A 21,974-nucleotide genomic window follows, 5' to 3' on the forward strand; every position below is an offset into this window, starting at 1 on the left:
AACTTCCGGGAGGAGGGCGCATGTTCCGAGGTACGACGGCCCGGTCCGTGCCGGCCTCGTGTGCCGTCGCCCTGCTCGCCCTGCTGTACTTCACGCCCGCGGAAACCTTCACATCCGCGCACACTCTCAGTGAAGCGAAGGCCACGGTTGAGGCCAGAACCCCCTGTTCCCCGCAGCCGGTGCGCAAGGGGGCGGACATGGTCCGCAGCTCCCCCTCCCCCTCCGGCTGCGCGCAGGAGCACCCGCTCATAGCCGGCCGGGCCGCCGGTGCCGACACGCCGGGCACCCCCGGCGCGGTGGACCGGTGCGCCCCGAGACCCTCCAGAGCCCACACCCCGGCGGCGCTCGAGGTCTTCCGCTGCTGACAGCCGGCCGGAGCCGGCCCGGTCACCGGGCCGATTCCTGCAACTCCCCCCATATTCCCCGTTCAACACCGACGCGCCCGTGCAGGCGCGCCAGGAGGAACCCATACACATGCAGCCCCTCATCGACAACGCCCGTACCTTCGGACAGCGCCCTGAGGAGTTCGCCAGGCTCGCCGAAGGCCAGTCCCCGCAGGTGCTCTTCATCACCTGCTCCGATTCCCGGGTCGTCCCGGCCCTGATCACAGGCGCCCGCCCCGGCCAGCTCTTCGAGCTGCGCACCGCGGGCAACATCGTCCCGCCCCACACCTCGCGGCACCCCACGAGCGAGGCCGCCACGATCGAGTACGCCGTGGAGGTGCTCGGCGTCCGCGACATCGTGGTCTGCGGCCACTCGCACTGCGGGGCCGTCGGCGCGCTGGTGCGCGGCGACGACCTGACCGCCGTACCGGCCGTGCGCGACTGGCTGGCGCACGCCACTCCGCGCCCGGCCGGCCAGGCCGAGGACCCGGAGGTCGCCAAGGGTGTACAGGCCCACGTCCTGACCCAGCTGCTGCGGCTGCGCTCGTACCCGTGCGTCGAGCGGAAGCTGGCGGAGGGTCAGCTCGGCCTGCACGCCTGGTACTACGAGGTGCACACCGGCGCCGTACGGGCGCACCGCCCGCAGACCGACACCTTCGAGTCCCTGTGAGCACACCGATGACCAGCGAGAAGACCCACAGCAACCCGTTCATATCCCGTTTCCCGTACGCGCGGCAGGACGTCGCCGCCTCCCTCGTCGTCTTCCTGGTCGCGCTGCCGCTGTGCGTCGGCGTGGCCGTCGCCTCCGGGGTCCCGGCCGAACTCGGCCTGGTCACCGGCATCGTGGGCGGCCTCGTCACCGGGCTGATGCGCGGCAGCAGCCTGCAGGTGTCGGGGCCGGCCGCCGGCCTGACCGTGCTCGTCCTCGAAGCGGTCAAGGAGTACGGGCTGCCGGTCCTCGGCGTGATCGTGCTCGCCGCCGGACTGATCCAGATCGCCATGGGCCTGCTGAAGCTGGGCCGCTGGTTCCGCGCCATCTCGGTCTCCGTCGTGGAGGGCATGCTGGCCGGAATCGGTCTGGTCCTCATCGCCGGGCAGATGTATCCGGCGCTGGCGGCCGAGGCCCCCGACTCCGGCCTGGGCAAGATAGCCGTGCTCCCCATGGCGTTCTGGGACGCCCTGGGCGACGGCACGGCCCTCGCCTCGCTCGCCGTGGCCGCGGGCACGATCGCGGTCCTGCTGCTGTGGAAGCACGCCCCGGCGAGGGTGCGCACGCTCCCCGGCCCGCTGGCCGCGGTCGGTCTCGCCACCCTGGCCGCGTTCGCGCTGGACCTGCCCGTGGCCACCGTCGAGGTGCGGGGGCTGCTGGGCGCGGTCCAGCCGCCGCCGCTGAGCGCCTTCGGCGAGCTGGCGGGCGTCGGGGTGCTCGGCACGGTCGTCGCCTTCACGCTGATCGCGTCCGCCGAGTCGCTGTTCAGCGCGGCGGCCGTGGACCGGCTGCACTCCGGGCCGCGCACCGAGTACGACAAGGAGCTGGTCGCCCAGGGCACCGGCAACGCGGTGTGCGGGCTGCTGGGCGCGCTGCCGATGACGGCGGTGATCGTGCGCAGCGCGGCCAACGTCCAGGCCGGCGCCCGTACGAAGGCCTCCCGGATCCTGCACGGCGTATGGCTGCTGCTGTTCGCCGCGCTGCTGCCCGGTGTGCTGGCCTACATCCCGATCCCGGCGCTCGCGGGCATCCTGATCCACTCGGGCGCCAAGCTGGTGCCGGTCCGGGCGCTCGCCGGGCTGTGGCGGGAGCACCGGGGCGAGGCGCTGATCCTGGCCGTGACGGCGGTCTCGATCGTGGCGGTCAGCATGTTCGAGGGCGTGCTGATCGGCCTGGCGCTCGCGGTGGTCAAGACCGCCTGGGAGGCCTCGCACATCAAGCTGGAGGTCATCGACAAGGGCGCCGGCCCGGTGGACGCGTACCTCTCGGGCAACGCGACCTTCCTGCGGCTGCCGAAGATCCTCGACAGCCTGGAGTCCCTCCCCCAGGACCGCCCGGTCCGCCTGGACCTGACCGGCCTGCACCACCTGGACCACGCCTGCCGTACGGCCCTGGAGAACTGGGCCGAACGCCACAGCGCGGCCGGGACGGAACCGGTGAAGGTCACGGCGGCCCAGGCCGTCTGACGGCCGCTGACCCCGGGTCGGGGTGCCGACGCCCCTCGGCATCCCGGCCCAACCGCTTTATGGTTGCAGCAGGGGACAAAAGCGGACCTCTCCGTGAGGAGGTCACCATGCTCTCGGAGTTGCTGGGCGCCATCGCGGCGGCGGGATCCGCCGGGGTCATCTATCTGGCGATGGCGGCACGGATCGTCAAGCAGTACGAAAGAGGCGTCCTCTTCCGGCTCGGGCGCGTCGCCGGTGACGCACGGACGCCGGGCTTCACGCTGATCATCCCCTTCGTGGACCGGCTGCAGAAGGTCAACATGCAGATCGTGACGATGCCGATCCCGGCCCAGGAGGGCATCACCCGGGACAACGTCACCGTTCGCGTGGACGCGGTCGTCTACTTCAAGGTGATCGACCCGACGAGCGCCCTGGTGAAGGTCGAGGACTACAAGTTCGCGGTGTCGCAGATGGCGCAGACGTCCCTGCGGTCGATCATCGGCAAGAGCGACCTGGACGACCTGCTGTCCAACCGCGAGAAGCTCAACCAGGGCCTGGAGCTGATGATCGACAGCCCGGCCGTCGGCTGGGGCATCCAGGTCGACCGGGTCGAGATCAAGGACGTGTCCCTGCCGGACACGATGAAGCGCTCCATGGCCCGCCAGGCCGAGGCCGACCGGGAACGCCGGGCCCGGATCATCAACGCCGACGCCGAGTTCCAGGCCTCCAAGAAGCTCGCCGAGGCCGCCCAGCAGATGGCCGACACGCCCGCCGCGCTCCAGCTGCGGCTGCTCCAGACGGTGATGGCGGTGTCGGCCGAGAAGAACTCCACGCTGGTGCTGCCGATCCCGGTGGAGCTGCTGCACTTCCTGGAACGGGGCGCCCAGCCGCAGGCACCGGACGGCGGCAGCCGGCAACAGGTACCGGACGGCGGCAGTACGCAGCAGGCGCTGAACCATGGCCCCCCGCTGGAGGTACCGGACGTACCGGACACCGTGACGCCCCAGCTCGCGCCGGACAGCGGCACGCCGCAGCTCGGGCCGGACGGTGACGGAGAGGCGCGTTCCGGCTAGCGTGCCGGGCATGCGCAAGAGCGTTGCGGCCCTGGTGGCCGTACTGACCGGCGTCACGGGCTGCGGGGGCGGCGGCAGGAGCGACAGCGCCGCCTCACCCGCGGCCACCGCCCGGATCACGGTCACGAGCACCGCGTACACCGAGGGCGGCACGATCCCGCGCCGCTTCACCTGCGACGGCGAGAACGTCTCACCCCCGCTCGCCCTCTCCGGCGTACCCGTGCGGACAGGCTCCCTGGCCCTGCTCCTGCGGGACGCCGACACCCCGCACGGCAGCTTCACGCACTGGCTGGCGTGGGACATCGACCCGCACACCACGCGCCTGTCCGCCGGCGAGAGCCCGAAGGGCGCGACCGAGGGCCGCAACAGCTTCGGCAAGCCGGGCTACGGCGGCCCCTGCCCGCCCCGGGGCGACCGCCCGCACCACTACGTCCTCACGGCGTACGCGACCGCCGGCCACCTGTCGCTCTCCCCGGACACCACCCCGGACGCCCTCCTGAAGGCCCTGTCCGGCCGCACCCTGGCGACGGGGACTCTGACCGGCCGTTACGGCCGCTGAGCGCCGTCCTACGCCGGGAGCATGAGCGACGAGGACTACTGCACGGTCGTGCGGACGGCGAAACCGCCCAAGGCCGACGGGCCGCCGTACGCCATGGGGGTCCCCCCGCTCGAGCGCAGCCGAGAGTGGGGGAGTGTGCTGTGCCGGGAGCCGACGGAGTACCCGGAGTCGTACAAGGGCATCACGCTCTGCCCGCGCTGTGAATGGGAGGAGGCGCAGCGCACCGCCTGTTCAGGGTGAGCGGCGGGCGGTGAGCCCACTCGCCGCGGCGAAGGCGGCGGCCGTGAGCAGGGCCGCGCCGGCCAGCGGCAGCAGCGGTATCGGCGCCCGGCCGGTCTGCGAGCCGGTGACCAGGCCGCTGACCGCGGCCTGTGCCGGGGAGCCGCTGAGCACCACCGCGAGCAGCGCGCCCAGCAGCATCGCGGGCACCGCGCGGCCGGTGGAGCGCAGCACCGGCCGGTTGGTGAGCGCGCCGACGGCCGCGCCGAGCAGCGCGCAGGCGAGCGTGGCCGGCAGGCCGGCCGCGCCGGCCTTCAGCGGGGCCACGTGGATCTGGTGGTCGTTGCTGGCCGGGGCGCTGATCAGCGTCACCACCACGGTCGCGACCACGCCGAGCGCCACCGCCGCGCACAGCGCGGTCAGCAGACAGGCGAGGTGGGCCCGGGCGGGGCCGCGGGCGGCGGCGACGCAGGCCCGGGCCGCGTCCGGTTCGCCGGTGACGCAGATCCGCACCAGCCAGGCGGCCACCGGGAGCAGACCGGCGGCCGTGTAGCCGAGCGAGTCGAGGACGGGCTGGCCGCTCTGCACACCGATCCCCAGGAAGGCGGCGTACAGGATCACCGGCGGCAGCCAGCGCTGGGAGCGCACCAGCAGCTCGGTCTGGTAGCGCAGGAGTGCGGTCATGGGCGGCTTTCGGGGTCGGGGGGTTCGGGGGGCGGGGTCACGCTGACGATGTGCCAGGGCGGGTGGGCCGTGAGCAGGGCGCGCAGCAGGACGTCCGAGTGGGAGGCGGGGACGGTGAGGCGGTAGCTGCCGGGGCCGGTCTCCTCGACGGAGGCGACGGTCCGCGCCGCGTCGGGCGGCAGCCCGCCGCCCGCCGGTCCCCGAACGGCGATCAGCGCGAGCGGCCCGGCTGGTGAACTCCCGTCCGCCGTACGGCGCTCGAGGCCTGCGTCGCGCACGGTGTACGTCGCGTCCGGCGCACCCGCCAGCCTGCGCGGGTCGTGGTCGACGAACACCACGGCACCCCCGGCGGCGGTCCGTTCGGCCACCGCCCGCTCCAGCTCGGCCCGCGCCGCCGCGTCCAGCCCGGTCCAGGCCTCGTCCAGCACCAGCAGCTCCGGTGCGCCGAGCAGGGCCTGGGCGACGGCGACCTTCTGGCTGCTGCCCTTGGACAGCCGAGCCATCGGGGTGTCGGCGTAGGCGCCCGCACCGAACCGCTCCAGCCAGGTACCCGCGGCGCGTTGCGCGGTCGTGCGGGAGAGGCCGCTGATGGCACCGAGGTGGGTGAGATAGCCGAGGGGGGTGAAGGGCAGCGCCGAGGGGAACCGCTCGGGGACGTACGCGGTGCGGGGGCGGCCGACGACGCGGCCCTCCGTCGGTGCGTCGAGCCGGGCGAGGAGGCGCAGGAGGGTGGACTTGCCGGTGCCGTTCGCTCCTTCTATGCGGATGAGGGTGCCGGGGGTGATGGTGAGGTCGACGCCTCGTAACACCCAGGGGCCGCGAATGCCGTAGCGGCGGCCTACGGCGATCAGTCGTAGGTCACGTTGCATGGGGCAATTGTGATCGATTTCGCGCCCCTTAAGGTTGGCTGCTGTGAGCCCTGATTCCACACCGCCGAATGATCCTCGCGACGAAGCCCCCCAGTTCGTCCTCCCCCTCGTCGTACGGATAGAGCGCGGCGCGCCCCCCGCCCGTACCGACGCGCTGGAGACGGCCGCGCGGGGCGTGCTCATGCTGCTCGGGGACGAGCGGGCGAACGGGGACGGTGAGTGGGCCGAGGCGGTGCGGAGCTGGGAGGACGCGCGCATCCGGAAGGTCGTGCGGCGGGCCCGGGGGGCCGAGTGGCGGCGGGCCGAGGCACTGCCCGGGATCACGGTGACCGGCAAGTCCACGGAGGTACGGGTCTTCCCGCCGGTCCCGCTCGACGGCTGGCCCAAGGACCTCGCGAAGCTCCAGGTGTCCGGCACCGAGCTGGACGACCCGGAACCGCCCGTCGCGGCCGACTCCGCCGAGCCCGTGCTGTGGCTGAACCCGGAGCTGGAGATGTCGGCCGGCAAGGCCATGGCGCAGGCGGGGCACGGCGCCCAGCTGGCCTGGTGGGCGCTGTCCGCGGCGGAGCGCACGGCGTGGCGGGACGCGGGCTTCGCGCTGGCCGTCCGTACGGCGGACCCCGCCGACTGGGCCGGGCTGACCGGCAGCGGGCTGCCGGTCGTCCGGGACGCCGGTTTCACGGAGATCGCGCCGGGCAGCTGCACGGTCGTCGCCGACCACCCCGCGCTGCGCTAGGAGGGCGGGATGACGCGGGTCGACGGCCGGGTCGAACGGGGCAACCGCACCCGGCAGTTGGTGCTCCGCCGCACGGTGGACATCGCCTCGGTCGAGGGCCTGGAGGCGCTCACCGTCGGCCGCCTCGCCGCCGAGCTGGAGCTGAGCAAGAGCGGGGTGTTCGCGCTCTTCGGCTCCAAGCAGGAGCTGCAGCTGGCCACCGTGCGGGAGGCCGCGCGGATCTACACCGAGAGGGTGATCCGGCCCGCGGCCGAGACCCCGGCCGGCCTCGGCCGGGTGTGGCGGCTGTGTGAGCTGTGGCTGGAGTACTCGCGCGGCCGGGTGTTCCCGGGCGGCTGCTTCTTCTACGGCGCCATGGCCGAGTTCGACGCGCGGACGGGGCCGGTGCACGACGCCGTGGTCCGCGCGCAGCGCGACTGGTCGGCGTACGTGGAGCGCACGATCGACGGGGCCCGTACGGCGGGTGAGCTGCGCGCCGGCACGGATGTCGGCCAACTCGCCTTCGAGCTGGTGGCGTTGCTGGAGACGGCGAACGCCCTGTCGGTGCTGCACGACGAGGAGACCGCGTACCGCAGGGCGCGGGTGGGCATCGCGGCGCGACTGGCGGGGGTCGCCGCGGAAGGCGTCCCCCGTCCTCAAGTCCCCTGAGCCGGAGTCCGGTTGGGGATCGGCTCGGGTCGCCAAAAAATGAGCACGACCGTTCGCTTTGTTTTATGCTCCGGCCATGACCATGACCGGAACGGACATCGTGGAACTCGACCGGATCGCCGTCCAGGAGGCCGTACGCCTGGTGGACCTCGCCACGGCCGCGGACTGGACGCGGGACACCCCCTGCGCGGGCTGGGACCTGCGCAGGCTCGTCGCGCACATGACCGCGCAGCACGTCGGGTTCGCCGCGGCGGCGCGCGGAGCGGGGCGGGAGCCGGAGCACTGGCGGGAGCCCGAGGACATGAGCGAGCCCGCCCGGGTCCACCGGTCGGCAGCCGCCTCGGTGCTGGCGACGTTCGCCGAACCGGGCGTGACGGAGCGGGAGTTCACGCTGCCGGAGCTGGGCGGCGGCTTCCCGGGCGGCCGCGCGGTCGGCTTCCACTTCATCGACTACGTCGTGCACGCCTGGGACGTCGCCGCCACCCTCGGCACCACGGTGGACCTGCCCGAGCACGTCCTCGTCGCCGCGCTCGCCGTGGCCCGTGCGGTGCCGACCGACCCCGGCCGGCGCGGCCCCGGCTTCGCCTTCGCGCCGGCGCTGGAGGTAGCCGAGGGCTCCGGCCCGCTGGAGGAGGCGCTGCGTCTGCTGGGCCGCAGCCCCGGGCGGTGGCCGGTGCGGAGCTGAGGCTCGGCAGGGCTGAGGCTCGACGGGGCCGAAGCTCGACGGGGCCGAAGCTCAAATGTTGCTCTGAACACGACAGTGAGGGGATTCCGGGCCGCCCGCCGGGGCGATACCTCCGTCATTCGAGGGAGGGGTTCACTCGAAGGAGGGGTGGGACCATGCGGCGACTGGGCACGGGGATCGGCTGGCGGCCGGAGATCGCGGACGCCGTGGAGCGGATGCCGGGGATCGACTGGGTGGAGGTCGTGGCGGAGAACGTCTGCCCGGGCCACCTCCCTCAGTCGCTGCTGCGGCTGCGCGAGCGCGGGGTGACCGTGATCCCGCACGGTGTCTCCCTCGGCCTCGGCGGCGCCGACCGCCCCGACGCGGGCCGGCTGACGGCACTGGCGGAGCGCGCGGAGGCCCTCGGCTCCCCGCTGGTCACCGAGCACATCGCGTTCGTCCGCGCGGGGGGCGCGCTCACCGTGTCCCCGCCGCTGGAGGCCGGGCATCTGCTGCCGGTGCCGCGCACCCGGGACGCCCTGGACGTGCTCTGCGAGAACGTCCGCATCGCACAGGACGCCCTGCCCGTGCCGCTGGCGCTGGAGAACATCGCCGCGCTGTTCTCCTGGCCCGGCGAGGAGCTGACCGAGGGGCAGTTCCTGTCCGAGCTGGTCGAGCGTACCGGCGTACGCCTGCTGATCGACGTGGCCAACCTGCACACCAACCACGTCAACCGGGGCGAGGACCCGGCTCAGGCGCTTACCGAGCTGCCGCTGGAGGCGCTGGCCTACGTCCATGTCGCGGGCGGCTTCGAGCGCGACGGAGTCTGGCACGACAGCCACGCCCATCCGGTGCCGCGCCCGGTCCTGGACATCCTGACCGACCTCGCCACCCGGACCTCACCGCCCGGGGTGCTGCTGGAACGGGACGAGAACTTCCCCGAACCGGCGGAACTGGAGCGGGAGTTGACCCTGATCCGGGAGGCGGTGACGGCCGGCCGGGAGGGCGTCGGCCCCGGCACCGGTGGCGGCGCGGGGGCCGCCATCGTCGCCGGGCCGGCGGGCGGTTCCGTCGCCGTACTGACGCGCCCCACGGTCGACGCACGGGAACGGGTCGCCGTGGCCCAGGCCGCCGTGCTGTCCTCACTGGTGGCCGGCACACCGGTGCCCGAGGGGTTCGACCGGGCCCGGATGCGGGTCCAGTCCCGAGCGCTCGCGGCCAAGCGGGCCGACGTGGTGGCGAAGGTGGCCCCGGAACTGCCGGTGATCCTCGGCACGGGATACCGGGCGCTGTTCCTGGAGTACGCCCGCGAGCGCCCGATGAGCGGCGGCTATCGCCGGGACGCCCTGAACTTCGCCGGCCACCTGCTGCGATCCGGCCGACCGGAGCCCGCGGAGGCCCGACGGGCACTGCGGGAGTGGTGGCTGGACCGGGCGGGGCCTGCGCCGAGGCGGCCCGGGGGGCGGGTGGCCCGTACGGCACGGAGGGTGCTGCTACGGCACCGGGGCTGAGCAGGGGGTTGGACGGCGGCGGAACCACTCAGCCGACGGACGCTGCAACTCCATAGGGGCGCGGGGAACTGCGCGAGCAACCGCCACACATCCGCGGTCGTCAACGCACCGTATCCGAACGGCGACGATGCGTACTGCCCACCCCGGAGGGAACCGTCGCCAGTAATATGCCAACCCGCACCACACCCCCCATGCACACGCGTGCGGTGCGGCACAGGAGGCACCATGCGACCGCGTCCCCCGATCAAGGGCCGAGGCATATTCAGCGGAACCGGGCTCGTCATCGCGGCCCTCGCGGCGACCGCGGCGGCGTTGCTGTACCCGCTCTGGTCCTACACCGACCGGCAGGACACGGTGAACGCGAGCACGCTGAGCACCCAGACCGTCACCACCCCTTACGGCCCGCTGTCGGCGCAGGACCAGGACTTCATCTCCAAGGTCCGCCTCGCGGGGCTCTGGGAGCTGCCCGCCGGTGAGCTGGCGGAGCGCAAGGGCACCACGGCGGCCGTACGCACCGCGGGCCAGCACCTGGTCGCCGGGCACACCTCGCTGGACGCGCATGTCCGCACCGTCGCCACCCAGCTCGGCACACCGCTGCCGAACGAGCCGAACGAGCAGCAGAAGCAGTGGCTCGCCACCCTGAACGCGGCGCAGGGACAGGACTTCGACCGCCGGTTCGCGAGCATCCTGCGGCTCGCGCACGGCCGGGTCTTCACACTGACCGCCCAGGTCCGGTCCGACACCCAGAACTCCCTGGTCCGCGATCTCGCCGACGACGCCAACGCGACCGTCCTGGATCACATCAAGGTCATGGAGGCGACGGGGTACGTCGACTTCGCCGCGCTGGCGAAGGAACTGGCCGTCTCCCCCACCCCCGTGCCGACCCCGCCTTCGGTCGCCCCGAGCGCCGCCGTCCCGGTGACGCCGTCGCCGTGACATGAGAAACGGAACGTCACATACCGGCCACACTCCGTCCGGATAGTGAACAGGGCATGGCATTCCCCCGGACCTCTGACATAGAAACACGTCATGTTCTGGGTCCTTCTCCTGCTCCTGGCCTGGGCTTTCGCCGGTACGGCGTGCGCCCGGCTGTGCCTGGCGGCCGTCCGCGCGGCAGCACTGGACACCGATGTCCCGGATGCCGCTCCTGTCACGCTGACGCTGTACGAGGCGGCGTTCCTCTCCGGCGGCCCCGCGCGGGTCGCCGATGTGACGATGGTCTCGATGGCCCGGCAGCGGCGGCTGCTGCTCGCGCACACCGGCTGGGCCACGGTCGTGGACCCGCGGGGGCGCGACGAGATCGAGCAGTCCGTGATAGGGGCCATCGGGCCGGAAGGACAGGAGCGGATCGCGCCCGTGCGGGCGCGCGCGGCCGGTGCCGCGGCCGTACGGCGGCTCGCCGACCGGCTGGAGCGCGCCGGGCTCGCCGTCGCCGACGGCGCCGGTACGACGGTGGCGGCGGCCGTCCGCCAGGTCGCTGCCGCCGGCCTGGCCGTGGTGGCGCTCGGAGTGACCGCGCTGCTGCTGCCCCTCCCGAGCGGAACCCCGCGGCTGCTGGTCGGCCTGTGGTTCGCCCTGCCCGTGACGCTCTGCCTGAGCTGCCTGGTCATCGCCCGTTTCGAGGTACATCCGTACTCCCGCTGGGCCTCCCCCGCCGGGCTACGGCTGCTGGGCGCGCTCACCCGCAGGCCCGCCGGGGACGAGCGGTCGTTCCTGACCTCCGTCGCCCTCCGCGGCATCCGCGCGATCGGCGAGCCGGAGCTGCGCGCGGCCTTCACCCACCGCGACCAGCCCTGGCGGGAGTGAGGGCGGCTTCCAGGGGCTTCAGGGGGCGCATCGGGGGCATTGACGCCGACATCGGCCGCGTGGTGCTTGTCTTCTCCTCCGACGGAACGAAATATCCCTTTTGTTGTCGCCGCACCGAAGGGATACGCGATGAGAGCTGCCGCCGTGTACTCGGCCGCCGGGTCCTTGCTCCTGACCACCCTGGCCGCCGCCCCGGCGGGACAGGCTCTCGGCGCCGTGCCGGCCGCGCCCGGCACGGCCGAGCTGCGCGGCACCATGGTGGCCGCGGCCCGGGCCCGCGCGGCCGGCATCGGCTTCGGGGCGTGTTCCCCGGCCGACGTCCCGGAGGCGCCGAGCAGCCTGCGGTGCGGCACGGTGACCGTCCCGCTGGACTACGCCCACCCGAACGGCACACAGATCAAGCTGACCGTCAGCCGGACCCGGGCGACCCAGAAGGACCCGCACAACAGCAAGCGGCGGGTGCCCCGGCAGGGCGCCCTCGTCTACAACCCGGGCGGCCCCGGCGCCTCCGGCATGTACTTCCCGCTGATCGGCGCCGTCCCGCAGTGGCGGCGCATCGCCGCCGCCTACGACCTCGTCGGCTACGCCCCGCGCGGGGTGGGCCGTTCGGCGCCGCTGTCGTGCGAGGACCCCAAGCACTTCCTCAAGGCGCCCACCGCGGCCCCGGAGCACCCGTCGGAGGCCTACAAGCGGCAGCGCATCGCGCGGGCGAAGGCGTACGCACGCGGCTGCGCCCAGCGCTCCGGGAGCAGGCTGCGCTTCTACACCTCCCTGAACAACGCCCGTGACCTGGACGTCTTGCGGGCCGCGCTGGGCGAGGACCGGCTGACGTTCGTGGGGGCGTCGTACGGCACCTACTTCGGGACGCTGTACGCCTCGATGTTCCCCACGCACGTACGGCGCATGGTGCTGGACTCGGCGGTGAACCCGGACCCGGAGAAGATCTGGTACCGGGCCAACCTGGACCAGTCGGCCGCGTTCGAGGAGCGCTGGCGGGACTTCAAGGACTGGGTCGCCCGCCACGACGACGTCTACAAGCTCGGGAACACCGCCGCGAAGGTGCAGCGCGGCTACGACACCGCGCGCGAGCGGCTGGCCGGGAAGGCGGCCGGCGGCACGGTCGGACCCGGCCAGCTGCAGAGCGCGTTCCTGACCGCCGGGTACTACGACGACTTCTGGCCGAGCCGGGCCGCCGCGCTCTCGGCCTATCTGAAGGGCGATCCGAAGCCGCTGGTCCGGCTGGCCGCGCCGGACACGGACACCGCCAAGGAGGCGGAGAACACCAGCGCGGTGTACACGGCCGTGGAGTGCAACGACGCGCCCTGGCCGACGGACTGGACGACATGGGACCGGGACAACACCCGGCTCGCCCGGGTCGCGCCCTTCGAGACCTGGGACAACGCGTGGATGAACCTGCCGTGCGCCTACTGGCCGGCGCCCCGGCAGCAGCCGCTGGACGTGCGCACCGGGCCGGGTGAGCTGCCGCCGGTGCTGATCCTCTCCGCCGAGCGGGACGCTGCCGCGCCGTACGCGGGGGCGCTGGAGCTGAACCGGCGGCTGTCCGGCTCGGTGCTGGTGACCGAGCGGGACGCGGGCACGCACGGCATCGGGGGCGGCGCCAACGCGTGCGTCAACGGCTACTTCGAGACCTACCTGTTGGAGGGCCGGGTTCCCGGGCGGCGCGCGTCGTGTGCGCCGCACCAGGAGCCCAAGCCGGACACTCCGGCCGGCCGCGCCAAGCGCCCTGCGAAGCTGCCGCGTTAGGCCAGCCCCGCCACCAGGTCCCCGATGTCCTTACGGCGGCCCGTGAAGAACGGGATCTCCTCGCGGACGTGCATGCGGGCCTCGGAGCCGCGGAGGTGACGCATGAGGTCGACGATGCGGTACAGCTCGTCGGCCTCGAAGGCCAGGACCCACTCGTAGTCGCCGAGGGAGAACGAGGCGACCGTGTTGGCGCGCACGTCGGGGTAGCCGCGGGCCATCTTGCCGTGGTCGGCGAGCATGCGGCGGCGGTCCTCGTCGGGCAGCAGGTACCAGTCGTAGGAGCGCACGAACGGGTAGACGCTCACGTAGTTGCGGGGCGTCTCGTCGGCGAGGAACGCCGGGATGTGCGAGCGGTTGAACTCGGCCGGGCGGTGCAGCGCCATGTTGGACCACACGGGCTCGAGCGCGCGGCCCAGCCTCGTGCGGCGGAAGAGGTTGTACGCCTCCTGGAGCTGGTCGCTGGTCTCGGCGTGCCACCAGATCATGAGGTCGGCGTCGGCGCGCAGGCCGGAGAGGTCGTAGGTGCCGCGGATCGTCACGTCCTTGGCGGCGAGCTGGTCGAACAGCTCCTGGACCTCGTCGGCGTAACCCGCGCGGTCCTCGGGCAGCACGTCCTTCAGCTTGAAGACGGACCACAGCGTGTAGCGGATGACCTCGTTGAGGTCCTTGGCCAGCTTGCCCTTATTCGGGATCCTGCCGGCCTCGGTGGTGGGGGCGTCGTCACTCATAATCCCTATTCTCCCGCTCCGCCGTGGAGGCTCTGCACCGGGTTGGCCGTCAGCTCCCGGATTCCGCTCAGGTCGCCGTCCAGCTGGTCGGCGGCCGCGTAGGCGCTCGCGATGCACGCCGGGACGCCGACGCCGTCGTACGGGGCGCCGCACACCGCGAGTCCGGGCAGCTTGGCGACGTGCTCGCGGATGCGGGCCACGCGCGCGTGATGCCCGACCGGGTACTGCGGCAGGCCGTCGGTCCAGCGGGTGACCCGGGTCTCGAGGGGCACGGCGTCCAGGCCGGCCGCCTCGCGCAGGTCGTGCCGGGAGACCTCCACCAGGCCGGCGTCGTCCCGCTGGAGGATCTCCGTCTCGCCGTACCGCCCCACGGACGTGCGCAGCACGAGGACGTCCGGGTCCTCCTCGGCGATCCAGCCCCACTTCTGCGAGGCGAACGTGGACGCCTTGACGGTGCGGCCGTCGACGGGGGGCACGAGGAAGCCGCTGCCCTCGGGAAGGGTGACGTCCGCGCGGCGGTAGGCGAGGGTGACCAGGGCCATCGAGGCGTACTCGATCGCGCGCAGTTCGGCGGCGGCCTCCGGGGACTCGGCGCGCAGCAGCCGGGCGGCGACCGGGGCCGGTACGGCGACGATCACCGCGTCGGCGCGCAGCACGCGCTCTGCGGCGACCACCCGCCAGCCGCCGTCGGCCTCCCGCCGCAGCTCGCTCACGGAGGCGCCGGTGAGGATCTCGCCACCGCGCGCGCGAACGGACTCGGCGACGGCGAGCGGCAGTGTGCCCACACCGCCCTCGATGCCCATGAACACCGGGCCCGCCTGCTGGTTCGCCGCCGCCTTCGCCTGGATCTCGCGGACCGCCTCCGTGAGGGACGCGTGCGTGCGGGCGGCCTGGAAGAGCTGGGGGACGGCCGAACGCATCGAGATGCGGTACGCGTCGCCCGCGTAGACCCCACCGAGCAGGGGCTCGACCAGACGGTCGACGACCTCGCGGCCGAGCCGGGCCGCCGCGTACTCCCCCACGGCCACGTCGTCCCCCACCTCGGTGCGCGGCAGGTCGGCGTCTCGCTCGATGCGGGCGAGGCCCTCGTCGGACAGGACGCCGGAGAGGGCGGCGGCGGTGCCGGGCACACCCATCACATGGCCCTTGGGCATGGGCCGCAGGGCGCCCCGGGTCCAGAGGGAGGCAGTGGCGGTGGCGGGCGGCTGAAGGCGCCCGTCGAGTCCCACCTCGCGCGCGAGGGTCACCGCCTCGGGTCGGCGGGCGAGCAGCGACTCGGCGCCGAGGTCGACCCGCACGCCCGCGATCTCGCCGGGCAGCAGCTTGCCGCCGACCCGGTCCGTGGCCTCCAGCACGGTCACGCGCGCGCCGCGCCCGAGCAGCCGGTGGGCGGCGGCCAGCCCCGCGATCCCGGCTCCGACGACCACGACATGCCCCGTACGCGTACCCGTTGCGCTCATGCCCCCACTCTCTCAGACCCCACTGACACTCCGGCCGCGGCCCGGTGATCGCGACGAGTCCGGACCGTGACCGCATCGGGACCGGGCTCCCCCAACGTTCCCGGCCGCCCCGGCGTCGAAGGAGCGTCCCAGATCACCGGCCCCGGGGGTACCGCCCATGCGCACACCACGATCCGCACGACGCTCCGTCCGGCCGCTCGCCGGTCTCCTGCTCGCCGCCTCCCTCGCGCTCGCCGGATGCGGCGGCGCGGCCGACTCCGGCGGCGCCTCCTCGAAGTCCGCCGCGGACACCGGGGCCCGGCAGCAGGGCGCGGGCGGTGGCGCGGCGGGCGCCGCCAGGTCCCCCCGGCAGGCGCCCAGGCTCACCCAGAACGCGATCATCCGCACCGCCTCCCTGACCGTCGAGGTCAAGGACGCCGGCAAGGCCCTGGCCGAGGCCCGTACGACCGCCGAGAGCGCGGGCGGCTACGTCGGCCAGGAGAGCACCAGCCGCGAAGCCGACGGGCACGAGCGGACCCAGGTCGTGCTGCGCGTGCCGAGCGCGACGTACGACGAGGTGCTCACCGCTCTCCAGGGCACCGGCAGGCTCGTCGAGCGCACCGCGAAGGCGGAGGACGTCACCGACCAGGTCGTGGACGTCGACAGCCGCGTCAGGTCGCAGCGGGCCAGCGTGGACCGGATCCGCGCGCTGATGGGCCGGGCGGACAAGCTGAGCGATGTCGTCTCCCTGGAAGGCGAGTTGAGCAGTCGCGAGGCCGACCTGGAGGCCCTGCTGGCGCAGCAGGCGTCCCTGAAGGACCGCACGAGCCTCGCGACCATCACCCTGTCGCTGTCCGAGAAGCCCGTGCGCAAGGCCGCCGGGGGCGACTCGCCGGGCGTCGTGGACGCGCTCGCGGGCGGCTGGCACGTGTTCGTCACGATGCTGCGCTGGATCGTCCTCGCGCTCGGCGCCGCCCTGCCGTTCGCGGCCTTCGCGGCCCTGCCGGCGCTGGTGTGGCTGCGGGTCGTACGGCCCCGGCTGCCGCGCCGCCCGGAGCCGGCGCCTGCGATGACCGCGCTGGGCCCGCTGCCGCACGCGCGCGCGGTGCCGGACCCGGACGCGCCCGAGCCCGACCGGGACTGACATGCCATGGCCCCGTAGCGTGTTCCCATGACCATGAGCGGTGGGCGGGGCGGTACGGGCGGCGGGACGGAGCGGCTGGTCGTCATCGGCGGTGACGCCGCGGGCATGTCGGCGGCGTCGCAGGCACGCCGGCTGAAGGGGCCCCGCGAGCTGGAGATCGTGGCCTTCGAACGCGGCCACTTCACCTCCTTCTCGGCGTGCGGCATCCCGTACTGGGTGGGCGGCGACGTCCCCGAGCGGGACGAGCTGATCGCCCGCACGCCCGAGGAGCACCGCGCGCGGGACATCGACCTGCGGCTGCGGACGGAGGTCACGCAGATCGATGTGGCCGGACAGCGGGTACGCGCGCGTGACGTCGATTCCGGGGACGAGTCCTGGACGTCGTACGACAAACTCGTGATCGCCACCGGCGCCCGTCCCGTCCGGCCGGACATGCCGGGCGCGGACGCCCCGGGCGTGCACGGCGTGCAGACCCTGGACGACGGTCAGGCCCTGCTGGAAACGCTGGCACGCGCGCGTGGCCGTAGGGCCGTGGTCGTCGGCGCGGGCTACATCGGCGTCGAGATGGCCGAGGCGCTGATCAACCGCGGTTTCGAGGTGACGGTCGTCAACCGCGGCAAGGAGCCCATGTCGACGCTCGATCCGGACATGGGCCGGCTGGTGCACCGGGCCATGGAGGGCCTCGGCATCACCATGGTGAACGACGCCGAGGTCACCAAGATCCTCACCGGCGCGGACGGCCGGGCCCGCGCGGTCGCCACGCAGGACGCCGAGTACCCGGCGGACGTGGTGGTCCTCGGTATCGGCGTCCGCCCGGAAACCGCGCTCGCCGAGGCCGCGGGCCTGCCCCTCGGCACCCGCGGCGGCCTGCTCACCGACCTCGCGATGCGGGTGCGCGGCCACGAGAACATCTGGTCGGGCGGCGACTGCGTGGAGGTGCTGAACCTGGTCTCGGGCCAGGAGCAGTACGTCCCGCTCGGCACCCACGCCAACAAGCACGGCCAGGTCATCGGCAGCAACGCCGCCGGCGGTTACGCCACGTTCCCGGGCGTGGTCGGCACGGCGGTGAGCAAGGTCTGCGACCTGGAGATCGCCCGCACCGGCCTGCGCGAGAAGGACGCGCACCGGGTCGGCCTGCGGTTCGAGACGGTCACCATCGAGTCCACCAGCCGCGCCGGCTACTACCCGGGCGCCTCCCCCATGACGGTCAAGATGCTCGCCGAACGCCGCACAGGCCGCCTGCTCGGCGTGCAGATCGTCGGCAGGGAGGGCGCGGCCAAGCGGGTGGACATCGCCGCGGTGGCCCTGACCACACAGATGACGGTGGAGCAGATGACGGCCCTGGACCTGGGCTACGCCCCGCCGTTCTCACCGGTGTGGGACCCGGTCCTGGTGGCGGCGAGAAAGGCGACGGCGAAGGTGCGGGTCTCCTAGGCGGTTCCGCTGATGCGTGGCAGAGCGGACACGGCTGCCGGCGGCTGCTCTCCGGCGGGTTTCGCATGAGACGCCGTCGGCCGGGTGGACCGCAGCCGGTAGCTCACCGCCTCGTCCAGCGTCACCGGCCGCCCCATCTGCGAGGCGAGCCGCCCCGCTTCCTGACCGAGCCGCGCGACGTCCTCCCAGGGAAGCCGTACGACCAGGGACATCTCCGCCTCACCGTCGGGCAGAGCATGCATCGGAGGAGTGATTCGTTCGCTCATCGCCTGTCCTCACATCGGTTGAGAACAGATACGCACACCCGCCCGCCGGCGTTCACCGGTTCGCCCGCCGCATCCCGGGCAGTACTCCTGTGTGGTCATCCCCGTCCATGACGTGAACCCGGTGCGCCGCACCCCCTGGGTGACGTACGCGCTGATCGCCGCCAACGTCCTCGTGTTCGTCACCACGCCCGGAATAGCCGGTTCGGTGGCCGGCGGCGGTGATCTGGCGCGGCTGTGCCATCTCCAGGCGTTCATGGACCACTACGCGGCGGTGCCCAGGGAGCTGATCCACCATCAGCTGCCGCGGCTGGTGCCGACCGGCCAGGCGGGTGTCGGCCCGCACGGCCCGGGCTGTGTCGTGGCACCGCCGTCCTACGACAAGTCGCCGCCCCTGTCGGTGTTCACGGCGATGTTCCTGCACGGCAGCTGGCTGCACCTGCTGGGCAACATGCTCTTCCTGCTGATCTTCGGCAACAACGTCGAGGACCGGATGGGCCACGTCCGGTACTTCCTCTTCTACGTCGTCTGCGGCTACGCGGCCGGGTACGGCTTCGCGCTGCTCAACGCCTCATCGTCCGACCCGCTGATCGGCGCGTCCGGTGCGATCGCCGGGGTGCTCGGCGCCTACATCGTGCTGTGGCCGAGGGCGCGGGTCTGGGTCCTCGTGCCGTTCCTGGTCTTCCTGCCGCTCCGGCTGCCGGCCTGGCTGGTGCTGGGCTTCTGGTTCGGGCTCCAGGCGGTGTACTCCTCCGGGCACGGCGTGTCCGGGGCGGGCACGGTGGCGTACGCGGCGCATGTGGTCGGCTTCGTGGCGGGCATGCTGCTGGCCTGGCCGCTCAAGCCAGGCACCCCGCCCCCGCCGGAGCCGCGCGGCCTGCTGTTCGGCAGACGGGCGCGGCCCCGTTACACGTGGTGAGTCAGCGCGCGGTGGCGGTGTGGACGTACTCCACGAGCCGGGTCAGCGCGTCCGGGTCGGTGTTCGGCATGACGCCGTGGCCGAGGTTGAAGACGTGGCCCTCCAGACCGGCGGCCGCGTCCAGCACCTCGCGGGCCTTGGCCTCGACGGTGTTCTTGTCGGTGAACAGGACCGTCGGGTCGAGGTTGCCCTGGAGTGCCTTGCCGGGGCCGACGCGGCGGGCGGCCTCGTCCAGCGGGACGCGCCAGTCGACGCCGACGACGTCCGCGCCGGCCTCACCCATGAGCTTCAGCAGCTCACCGGTGCCGACACCGAAGTGGAGGCGCGGGACGCCGTACCCGGCGACGGCGTCGAAGACCTTCGCCGAGGCGTGCATGACGGAGTGCCGGTAGTCGGCGGGGGACAGCGCGCCGGCCCAGGAGTCGAAGAGCTGGACCGCGCTCGCGCCGGCCTCGATCTGGACCTTGAGGAAGGCGGCCGTGATGTCGGCGAGCCGGTCGAGCAGGTCGGCCCACAGCTCGGGGTCGCCGTACATCATCGCCTTGGCGTTCTCGTACGTGCGAGAGGGGCCGCCCTCGACGAGGTAGCTCGCGAGGGTGAAAGGCGCGCCCGCGAAGCCGATCAGCGGGGTGGCGCCGAGCTCGCGGGTGAGCATGCCGATGGCCTCGGTGACGTAGGAGACGTCCTCGGGGGTGAGGTCGCGCAGCCGGGCGAGGTCGGCGCGGGTGCGGATCGGCTGCTCGACGACCGGGCCGACTCCCGGCTTGATGTCGAGGTCGAGGCCGATGGCCTTGAGCGGGACGACGATGTCGCTGTAGTAGATCGCCGCGTCCACGTTGTGGCGCCGTACCGGCTGGAGCGTGATCTCGGTGACCAGCTCGGGCCGCGTGCAGGACTCGAGCATCGGAACGCCCTCGCGCACCTTGTGGTACTCCGGCAGCGAGCGGCCGGCCTGACGCATGAACCACACGGGGGTGTGGGAGACGGCTTCGCGCCGGCACGCCCTGAGGAAAGCGCTGTCGTACGTCGCGGTCGGCTGCTGGCCCGAGGGGCTTCCGTTGGCACTCACGACGGCAAGTCTCGCACGGCCGTGAACGGAGAAGTGCCGCAGCCCTCAGGGGGTGTCATGCTCTCGCAAGCGCTCCGTTCCCCTTACTCTTCCCCGCATGGCTGCGGCTCACGGACGAATGTCGGACAGCGCTGGCGGAATGGACGATGTGAAGGACACCGAGGAGGCGGACCGGCACTCCAGTACGTCCGGTCCGCCGGAGTTCCGGGCCGCGGTCGACGCCCTGCGCGGCACCCGGCTGCGGCCGCAGGTCGAGGTGGAGCCGACGCGTGCGCCGCAGCGGCTCGCGCCGTACGCGTACGCGCTGGAGGCCGTGGTGGTCGACGGCGAGCAGGAGCTGGCCGACGGGCGGCTGGTGCTGCTGCACGACCCGGCGGGGCACGAGGCCTGGCAGGGGACGTTCCGGCTGGTGACGCTGGTGCGCGCGGAGCTGGAGCCGGAGATGGCGGCCGATCCGCTGCTGCCCGAGGTGTGCTGGTCGTGGCTGACCGGGGCGCTGCAGGCGCGCGGGCTCGGCTACGGCGAGCCGAGCGGCACGATCACACGCGCGAGTTCGCACTACTTCGGCGGGCTGGCCGAGCGCCCGGCCGCCTCGCAGATCGAGATCCGGGCCTCCTGGACGCCCCGCGAGGGCCTCGGCGGGGTCCCGGACACGGCCTCCCACCTGGCCTCCTGGTGCGATCTGCTGGCCCAGGTCGCGGGTCTGCCGCCGGCCGGTCCGGGGGACGCCTCGGTGGTGACGCTGCCGCAGCGCAGAGGGCCGCAGTCGCGGTGAGCTGATCACACGATCCCGCCGGTTCTCCGGGGGTGTCCCCCTCATGGCCGCCACATTGACCATCTCTTTGTCGATACGGCCACTTTCGAACCTCGAATGACACCCGCTTGAACCGACTCGATCTTCGGATGATCGATCGCGTGTCCGAATTGCACGGATTGTTACTCACTAGATCGTGATCATTCCCTAAAGGCGGACGAGTTTGCTGCCGAAGACGACTGTGACCTTGAAAGCACCGTTCGTCCCGGCTTCTTCCCCACAAGCCGGCCCCGTCCCCCCACCCCAGGAGGCCTGGTGTCCGTTCTCCTCGAGCAGCCCGCAAGCCTGGTCGCCTACCGCCCGAACAAGCCGACCGCCATGGTGGTCGTGGCCGATCCACGCGTCCGCTCCACCGTCACCCGCCATCTGTGGGCGCTCGGCGTGCGCGATGTCATCGAGGCCTCGTCCATCGCGGAGGCTCGTCCCCGCATCGGCAACCCCCGCGACATCTGCGTCGCCGACGTCCATCTGCCCGACGGCTCCGGCCTGACCCTGCTCTCCGAGACCCGCGCGGCGGGCTGGCCCAACGGGCTGGCGCTCTCCGCCGCCGACGACATCGGCGCGGTCCGCAACGCGCTCGCCGGCGGGGTCAAGGGCTACGTCGTCACCGGCACCCGTACCAACATCGGACTGCCCACCCGGCCCGGCGCCACTCCCCTCGGCGCCGCCCGGATGCACCGCCGCCCCCCGGGTGCCCCGAGCCACCCGGGCGGCTACCGTGAGCTGTCCGGCCGCGAGGTCGAGGTGCTGCGGCTGGTCGCGGAGGGCCAGTCCAACAAGGCGATCGGCGTCTCGATGGGCCTGTCCGCCCTGACCGTCAAGAGCCACCTCGCCCGTATCGCCCGCAAGCTGGGCACCGGTGACCGGGCCGGCATGGTGGCCGTGGCGCTGCGCACCGGAATCATCCACTGAGCCGTTCGGAGCAGCGCACGCCTCACCCACGCGACGTGCGTGTGTCCCCGAGCTGACCGGTTTACGACCCTCCGGCGCCCGTCGACGGAACGTTCCGTCGACCGGGGGCCCCGGGGACACGCGAACCACGGCCGGGTGGCGCCGCCCCCCCCCCACCCCGCCCACCGCCCCCCCCCCCCCCC

General features: G+C 73.2%; 24 protein-coding genes. 18 read left to right on the top strand and 6 right to left on the bottom strand.

Translation table 11 applies throughout. The features are described from left to right. Positions 1 to 20 precede the first annotated feature (20 nt). From ACH47Z_RS37215 to ACH47Z_RS37240, 6 genes are all read left to right on the top strand, one after another. Positions 21 to 365, top strand: a complete 345-nt coding sequence (locus ACH47Z_RS37215) for a hypothetical protein (protein WP_399081835.1) — start codon at positions 21 to 23, stop codon at positions 363 to 365. 109 nt (positions 366 to 474) lie between these two features. Then, positions 475 to 1,053, top strand: a complete 579-nt coding sequence (locus ACH47Z_RS37220) for a carbonic anhydrase (RefSeq protein WP_399081837.1) — start codon at positions 475 to 477, stop codon at positions 1,051 to 1,053. A gap of 8 nt (positions 1,054 to 1,061) precedes the next feature. Then, positions 1,062 to 2,558, top strand: coding sequence for a SulP family inorganic anion transporter (locus tag ACH47Z_RS37225; protein WP_399081839.1), 1,497 nt, complete (start codon positions 1,062 to 1,064; stop codon positions 2,556 to 2,558). 107 nt (positions 2,559 to 2,665) lie between these two features. Then, entirely contained in the window at positions 2,666 to 3,610 is a 945-nt protein-coding gene (locus tag ACH47Z_RS37230) for a slipin family protein (RefSeq protein WP_399081841.1), read from the top strand. A 10-nt stretch (positions 3,611 to 3,620) separates the two neighbouring features. Further along, positions 3,621 to 4,169 (top strand): YbhB/YbcL family Raf kinase inhibitor-like protein, encoded by a 549-nt coding sequence (locus tag ACH47Z_RS37235; protein WP_399081843.1) that lies wholly within the window; start codon positions 3,621 to 3,623, stop codon positions 4,167 to 4,169. Between the two features lie 21 nt (positions 4,170 to 4,190). After that, on the top strand, positions 4,191 to 4,409 hold the full coding sequence (locus tag ACH47Z_RS37240; protein WP_399081845.1) for a hypothetical protein: 219 nt from the start codon (positions 4,191 to 4,193) through the stop codon (positions 4,407 to 4,409). On the opposite strand, the gene ACH47Z_RS37245 is transcribed toward ACH47Z_RS37240, so the two are convergent. Next, on the bottom strand, positions 4,401 to 5,072 hold the full coding sequence (locus ACH47Z_RS37245; RefSeq protein ID WP_399081847.1) for an ABC transporter: 672 nt from the start codon (positions 5,070 to 5,072) through the stop codon (positions 4,401 to 4,403). The two genes, ACH47Z_RS37240 and ACH47Z_RS37245, sit on opposite strands and share 9 nt — an antisense overlap. Further along, positions 5,069 to 5,941 carry an ATP-binding cassette domain-containing protein gene (locus ACH47Z_RS37250; protein ID WP_399081849.1) on the bottom strand — a complete coding sequence of 291 codons (873 nt, stop codon included), beginning with the start codon at positions 5,939 to 5,941 and terminating at the stop codon, positions 5,069 to 5,071. Before ACH47Z_RS37250 ends, ACH47Z_RS37245 begins: the two co-directional genes overlap by 4 nt. A 43-nt stretch (positions 5,942 to 5,984) precedes the next feature. Here ACH47Z_RS37250 and ACH47Z_RS37255 point away from each other — a divergent pair, with 43 nt between their 5' ends. The 7 genes from ACH47Z_RS37255 (at position 5,985) to ACH47Z_RS37285 (ending at position 13,070) form a co-directional block, all read left to right on the top strand. Next, positions 5,985 to 6,677, top strand: coding sequence for a peptidyl-tRNA hydrolase (locus tag ACH47Z_RS37255; protein WP_399081851.1), 693 nt, complete (start codon positions 5,985 to 5,987; stop codon positions 6,675 to 6,677). A 9-nt stretch (positions 6,678 to 6,686) separates the two neighbouring features. Continuing rightward, the gene (locus ACH47Z_RS37260; protein ID WP_399081853.1) at positions 6,687 to 7,325 is read left to right on the top strand and encodes a TetR/AcrR family transcriptional regulator; all 639 of its coding nucleotides are present in this window, start codon (positions 6,687 to 6,689) and stop codon (positions 7,323 to 7,325) included. 76 nt (positions 7,326 to 7,401) lie between these two features. Then, positions 7,402 to 8,010, top strand: a complete 609-nt coding sequence (locus ACH47Z_RS37265; protein ID WP_399081855.1) for a TIGR03086 family metal-binding protein — start codon at positions 7,402 to 7,404, stop codon at positions 8,008 to 8,010. Positions 8,011 to 8,165: 155 nt separating this feature from the next. Then, positions 8,166 to 9,500 carry a DUF692 domain-containing protein gene (locus ACH47Z_RS37270; RefSeq protein ID WP_399081857.1) on the top strand — a complete coding sequence of 445 codons (1,335 nt, stop codon included), beginning with the start codon at positions 8,166 to 8,168 and terminating at the stop codon, positions 9,498 to 9,500. A gap of 225 nt (positions 9,501 to 9,725) precedes the next feature. After that, entirely contained in the window at positions 9,726 to 10,436 is a 711-nt protein-coding gene (locus tag ACH47Z_RS37275; protein ID WP_399081859.1) for a DUF4142 domain-containing protein, read from the top strand. A 93-nt stretch (positions 10,437 to 10,529) separates the two neighbouring features. Beyond that, positions 10,530 to 11,306: a TIGR04222 domain-containing membrane protein gene (locus tag ACH47Z_RS37280; RefSeq protein ID WP_399081861.1), complete on the top strand. Its 777-nt coding sequence runs from the start codon at positions 10,530 to 10,532 to the stop codon at positions 11,304 to 11,306. A 129-nt stretch (positions 11,307 to 11,435) separates the two neighbouring features. Then, positions 11,436 to 13,070, top strand: a complete 1,635-nt coding sequence (locus ACH47Z_RS37285; RefSeq protein ID WP_399081863.1) for an alpha/beta hydrolase — start codon at positions 11,436 to 11,438, stop codon at positions 13,068 to 13,070. On the opposite strand, the gene hemQ is transcribed toward ACH47Z_RS37285, so the two are convergent. Together hemQ and hemG are read right to left on the bottom strand one after the other, a co-directional pair. Continuing rightward, entirely contained in the window at positions 13,067 to 13,798 is a 732-nt protein-coding gene (gene hemQ / locus ACH47Z_RS37290; RefSeq protein ID WP_399081865.1) for a hydrogen peroxide-dependent heme synthase, read from the bottom strand. The genes ACH47Z_RS37285 and hemQ overlap by 4 nt on opposite strands. A gap of 5 nt (positions 13,799 to 13,803) precedes the next feature. After that, entirely contained in the window at positions 13,804 to 15,258 is a 1,455-nt protein-coding gene (hemG, locus tag ACH47Z_RS37295; RefSeq protein WP_399081867.1) for a protoporphyrinogen oxidase, read from the bottom strand. Between the two features lie 157 nt (positions 15,259 to 15,415). Between hemG and ACH47Z_RS37300 the strand changes: the two genes are divergently transcribed. Together ACH47Z_RS37300 and ACH47Z_RS37305 are read left to right on the top strand one after the other, a co-directional pair. Beyond that, positions 15,416 to 16,381 carry a DUF4349 domain-containing protein gene (locus ACH47Z_RS37300; protein WP_399081869.1) on the top strand — a complete coding sequence of 322 codons (966 nt, stop codon included), beginning with the start codon at positions 15,416 to 15,418 and terminating at the stop codon, positions 16,379 to 16,381. Between the two features lie 27 nt (positions 16,382 to 16,408). Beyond that, positions 16,409 to 17,815, top strand: coding sequence for an FAD-dependent oxidoreductase (locus ACH47Z_RS37305; RefSeq protein ID WP_399081871.1), 1,407 nt, complete (start codon positions 16,409 to 16,411; stop codon positions 17,813 to 17,815). Here the strand turns inward: ACH47Z_RS37305 and ACH47Z_RS37310 are convergent. Continuing rightward, positions 17,812 to 18,081, bottom strand: coding sequence for a hypothetical protein (locus tag ACH47Z_RS37310; protein WP_399081873.1), 270 nt, complete (start codon positions 18,079 to 18,081; stop codon positions 17,812 to 17,814). The two genes, ACH47Z_RS37305 and ACH47Z_RS37310, sit on opposite strands and share 4 nt — an antisense overlap. A gap of 91 nt (positions 18,082 to 18,172) precedes the next feature. Between ACH47Z_RS37310 and ACH47Z_RS37315 the strand changes: the two genes are divergently transcribed. Then, positions 18,173 to 18,997: a rhomboid family intramembrane serine protease gene (locus tag ACH47Z_RS37315; protein ID WP_399081875.1), complete on the top strand. Its 825-nt coding sequence runs from the start codon at positions 18,173 to 18,175 to the stop codon at positions 18,995 to 18,997. Position 18,998: 1 nt separating this feature from the next. Here the strand turns inward: ACH47Z_RS37315 and hemE are convergent, their stop codons facing one another. After that, complete coding sequence (hemE, locus tag ACH47Z_RS37320) at positions 18,999 to 20,066, bottom strand: uroporphyrinogen decarboxylase (protein WP_399081877.1); 1,068 nt, start codon at positions 20,064 to 20,066, stop codon at positions 18,999 to 19,001. A 97-nt stretch (positions 20,067 to 20,163) separates the two neighbouring features. Between hemE and ACH47Z_RS37325 the strand changes: the two genes are divergently transcribed. After that, a complete protein-coding gene (locus ACH47Z_RS37325; RefSeq protein ID WP_399081879.1) occupies positions 20,164 to 20,841 on the top strand; it encodes a DUF3000 domain-containing protein in 678 nt (225 codons plus the stop codon). Positions 20,842 to 21,135: 294 nt separating this feature from the next. After that, positions 21,136 to 21,792: a response regulator transcription factor gene (locus ACH47Z_RS37330; protein ID WP_158925899.1), complete on the top strand. Its 657-nt coding sequence runs from the start codon at positions 21,136 to 21,138 to the stop codon at positions 21,790 to 21,792. Positions 21,793 to 21,974 lie beyond the last annotated feature (182 nt).

This window comes from Streptomyces sp. NPDC020192 (genome assembly GCF_044388685.1).
Taxonomy (GTDB): domain Bacteria; phylum Actinomycetota; class Actinomycetes; order Streptomycetales; family Streptomycetaceae; genus Streptomyces.

Bases quoted from the DNA above. Each gene is read 5' to 3' on its own strand.
- ACH47Z_RS37305 (WP_399081871.1), top strand. From the start codon at position 16,409: ATGACCATGAGCGGTGGGCGGGGCGGTACGGGCGGCGGGACGGAGCGG.
- ACH47Z_RS37225 (WP_399081839.1), top strand. From the start codon at position 1,062: ATGACCAGCGAGAAGACCCACAGCAACCCGTTCATATCCCGTTTCCCG.
- ACH47Z_RS37230 (WP_399081841.1), top strand. From the start codon at position 2,666: ATGCTCTCGGAGTTGCTGGGCGCCATCGCGGCGGCGGGATCCGCCGGG.
- ACH47Z_RS37220 (WP_399081837.1), top strand. From the start codon at position 475: ATGCAGCCCCTCATCGACAACGCCCGTACCTTCGGACAGCGCCCTGAG.
- ACH47Z_RS37240 (WP_399081845.1), top strand. From the start codon at position 4,191: ATGAGCGACGAGGACTACTGCACGGTCGTGCGGACGGCGAAACCGCCC.
- ACH47Z_RS37300 (WP_399081869.1), top strand. From the start codon at position 15,416: ATGCGCACACCACGATCCGCACGACGCTCCGTCCGGCCGCTCGCCGGT.
- ACH47Z_RS37215 (WP_399081835.1), top strand. From the start codon at position 21: ATGTTCCGAGGTACGACGGCCCGGTCCGTGCCGGCCTCGTGTGCCGTC.
- ACH47Z_RS37235 (WP_399081843.1), top strand. From the start codon at position 3,621: ATGCGCAAGAGCGTTGCGGCCCTGGTGGCCGTACTGACCGGCGTCACG.
- ACH47Z_RS37260 (WP_399081853.1), top strand. From the start codon at position 6,687: ATGACGCGGGTCGACGGCCGGGTCGAACGGGGCAACCGCACCCGGCAG.
- ACH47Z_RS37310 (WP_399081873.1), bottom strand. From the start codon at position 18,081: ATGAGCGAACGAATCACTCCTCCGATGCATGCTCTGCCCGACGGTGAG.
- ACH47Z_RS37275 (WP_399081859.1), top strand. From the start codon at position 9,726: ATGCGACCGCGTCCCCCGATCAAGGGCCGAGGCATATTCAGCGGAACC.
- ACH47Z_RS37265 (WP_399081855.1), top strand. From the start codon at position 7,402: ATGACCATGACCGGAACGGACATCGTGGAACTCGACCGGATCGCCGTC.
- ACH47Z_RS37280 (WP_399081861.1), top strand. From the start codon at position 10,530: ATGTTCTGGGTCCTTCTCCTGCTCCTGGCCTGGGCTTTCGCCGGTACG.
- hemG (WP_399081867.1), bottom strand. From the start codon at position 15,258: ATGAGCGCAACGGGTACGCGTACGGGGCATGTCGTGGTCGTCGGAGCC.
- hemQ (WP_399081865.1), bottom strand. From the start codon at position 13,798: ATGAGTGACGACGCCCCCACCACCGAGGCCGGCAGGATCCCGAATAAG.
- ACH47Z_RS37270 (WP_399081857.1), top strand. From the start codon at position 8,166: ATGCGGCGACTGGGCACGGGGATCGGCTGGCGGCCGGAGATCGCGGAC.
- ACH47Z_RS37285 (WP_399081863.1), top strand. From the start codon at position 11,436: ATGAGAGCTGCCGCCGTGTACTCGGCCGCCGGGTCCTTGCTCCTGACC.
- ACH47Z_RS37250 (WP_399081849.1), bottom strand. From the start codon at position 5,941: ATGCAACGTGACCTACGACTGATCGCCGTAGGCCGCCGCTACGGCATT.
- ACH47Z_RS37245 (WP_399081847.1), bottom strand. From the start codon at position 5,072: ATGACCGCACTCCTGCGCTACCAGACCGAGCTGCTGGTGCGCTCCCAG.
- ACH47Z_RS37325 (WP_399081879.1), top strand. From the start codon at position 20,164: ATGGCTGCGGCTCACGGACGAATGTCGGACAGCGCTGGCGGAATGGAC.